The following is a 3,185-nucleotide window of genomic DNA, read 5'->3' as shown; positions in this document are numbered from 1 at the left end:
TTTCCTCGCGTTTGCGCGACGACCTGCTTGAGCGCAGCATTGCGCGCGCGAAAGCAATTCGGAGCGTGAGCTTGCTCAGACGGAAAGTCCAGTGGACTTTCCGTGCAAGCTCAGCAGTGAGCGCTTATAGCGCGAGCGTTGTCCAGAGTTTGGAGGATTACAAAAAACAGTAGTATACGAAAATAAAAAAGCGGGGAGTGAAAACTCCCCGCTAGAAAAATAATGCGGCAGCGTGCTAGTCTCCCACACCCTATCGAGTGCAGTACCCTCGCCGTGTCAGGCCTTAGCTTCCGGGTTCGGAATGGGACCGGGCGTCTCACCTGAGCCATGACCACCGCAAAACTAGATTATACACTCAAAACCATTGAGTGGCAACACGTGGCGGTTAGGGAACCGGACATGAACGCGAATAAAAACTCTTTTATCAACTGATCGTTAAGCAAAACATTCAGTACTCATTAACGCTAGAAGAATAATACTCATGAGGAACTCACCCTCCCCACTCACAAAAGTGAGGAAGAATGTCACCATCGCCCGTTAGTACTAGTCAGCTCCACCCCTTACAGGGCTTCCACATCTAGCCTATCAACCACGTGTTCTACATGGGGGCTCACACACTAAAGTGCAAGGAATGCTTATCTTGGAGCAGGCTTCCCGCTTAGATGCTTTCAGCGGTTATCCCTTCCGAACGTAGCTAACCGGCAGCGCCACTGGCGTGACGACCGGCATACCAGAGGTTCGTCCACCCAGGTCCTCTCGTACTATGGGCAGGTCTCCTCAACATTCCAACGAGCGCAGAGGATAGAGACCAAACTGTCTCACGACGTTCTGAACCCAGCTCGCGTGCCGCTTTAATCGGCGAACAGCCGAACCCTTGGGACCTGCTCCAGCCCCAGGATGCGACGAGCCGACATCGAGGTGCCAAACCATCCCGTCGATATGGACTCTTGGGAATGATCAGCCTGTTATCCCCGGGGTACCTTTTATCCGTTGAGCGATGCCACGTCCGTACGCCGGCACCGGATCACTATCTCCGACTTTCGTCCCTGCTCGACCCGTCAGTCTCACAGTCAAGCCCGCTTGTGCGATTACACTCAACACCCGATTGCCAACCGGGCTGAGCGGACCATTGAGCGCCTCCGTTACTCTTTAGGAGGCAACCGCCCCAGTTAAACTACCCGCCAGGCACTGTCCCTGACACGGATAACGTGTCGAGGTTAGACGCCAGATATGGAAAGAGCGGTATTTCACCTGTCGACTCCACGCAAGCTAGCGCCCACGCTTCACAGCCTCCCGCCTATGCTACACGATCCACACCTAACGACAATACCAAGGTATAGTAAAGGTCCCGGGGTCTTTTCGTCCTTCTGCGCTTAACGAGCATCTTTACTCGTACTGCAATTTCGCCGGGCTCCTGGCCGAGACAGTGGGGAAGTCGTTACGCCATTCGTGCAGGTCGGAACTTACCCGACAAGGAATTTCGCTACCTTAGGATGGTTATAGTTACCACCGCCGTTTACCGGGGCTTAAATTCACCGCTTCACCGAAGCTAACGGATCCTCTTAACCTTCCGGCACCGGGCAGGCGTCAGAGCGTATACAGCGGCTTACGCCTTCGCACGCTCCTGTGTTTTTGGTAAACAGTCGCTACCCCCTAGCTTGTGCCACCCCCAACAGCTCCGCTTGTAAAAAACATCACCATCAGGGGTCTCCCTTATGCCGAAGGCACGGGAGTAATTTGCCGAGTTCCTTGGCCAGGATTCGCCCGATCGCTTCGGTATACTCTACCAGACCACCAGTGTCGGTTTAGGGTACGAGCGGAATCACACCTCACGTTGAAGCTTTTCTTGGCAAGCAGGATCACCGGAATCAGCCTTACAGCCTACCCATCACGCCTCAGCTTTAACATCCCCCGGATTTACCTAGGAGACAGCCCACACGCTTAGCCACGGAAAACCACCTCCGCAGCCGGCTACCTACCCGCGTCACTCCCACGCTAACCTACTACCGATACAGTCCCAACACAAACCAGCCAACAACCCCGAAAGGCAATCAACCAGCAAATGAAGGTTAGTACTCTCAGATTCAGTTCGAACGGTGTAACACCGGTACGGGAATATCAACCCGTTCATCCATTCGACTACGCCTGTCGGCCTCGCCTTAGGACTCGACTCACCCGGGGACGACGAACGTGGCCCCGGAACCCTTAGTCATTCAGCGGACGGGATTCACACCCGTCTCTCGCTACTCATGTCTGCATTCTCACTCCTGTAAAGTCCACGACAAGTTCACACTGCCGCTTCACCCCATACAGGACGCTCTCCTACCCCGCATGAAACAAATCATGCAGCCGCGTCTTCGGTGGCGTGCTTAAGCCCCGCTACATTGTCGGCGCGGAACCACTAGACCAGTGAGCTGTTACGCACTCTTTCAAGGATGGCTGCTTCTGAGCCAACCTCCTGGCTGTCTATGCGACTCCACATCCTTTCCCACTTAGCACGCGCTTCGGGACCTTAGACGACGATCAGGGCTGTTTCCCTTTTGACGACGGAGCTTATCCCCCGCCGACTCACTGCCGTGATAAACCTAACAGGTATTCGGAGTTTGGCTGCTATTGGTACCCGGTATGGGCCCGCAAGCATCCAGTAGCTCTACCCCCTGTAAGCAATAACACGACGCTGCACCTAAATGCATTTCGGAGAGAACCAGCTATCACGGAATTTGATTGGCCTTTCACCCCTAACCCCAAGTCATCCCCCCAGTTTTCAACCTAGGTGGGTTCGGTCCTCCACACGGTCTTACCCGCGCTTCAACCTGCTCAGGGCTAGATCATCCCGCTTCGGGTCCAGGACATGCGACTCAAACGCCTTTTAAAACTCGCTTTCGCTACGGCTCCCCCACCCGGGTTAGCCTCGCCACATACCACTGACTCGCAGACTCATTTTTCGATAGGCACGCCGTCACCCCACAAAGAAGGCTCCGACGGATTGTAAGCGCACGGTTTCAGGAACTATTTCACTCCCCTCCCGGGGTGCTTTTCACCTTTCCCTCACGGTACTAGTACACTATCGGTCAGACAGGAATACTTAGGCTTACCCAACGGTCTGGGCAGATTCACGCGGGATTCCACGAGTCCCGCGCTACTTGGGAATAAACATAAAGAGACATCGCACGACAAGCTACGGG

The 3,185-nt window shown here is 54.5% G+C and carries 2 rRNA genes; both read right to left on the bottom strand.

The features are described from left to right. Nucleotides 1-222 precede the first annotated feature (222 nt). Nucleotides 223-339 (bottom strand): 5S ribosomal RNA (rrf, locus tag D0T18_RS06745). Nucleotides 340-517: 178 nt separating this feature from the next. After that, a 23S ribosomal RNA gene (locus D0T18_RS06740) occupies nt 518-3,185 on the bottom strand; the annotation flags it as partial.

This window comes from Gardnerella swidsinskii, from assembly GCF_003397705.1.
In the GTDB taxonomy this organism is placed as follows: Bacteria; Actinomycetota; Actinomycetes; order Actinomycetales; family Bifidobacteriaceae; genus Bifidobacterium; species Bifidobacterium swidsinskii.
This window is presented reverse-complemented; position numbering and strand designations above follow the sequence as displayed.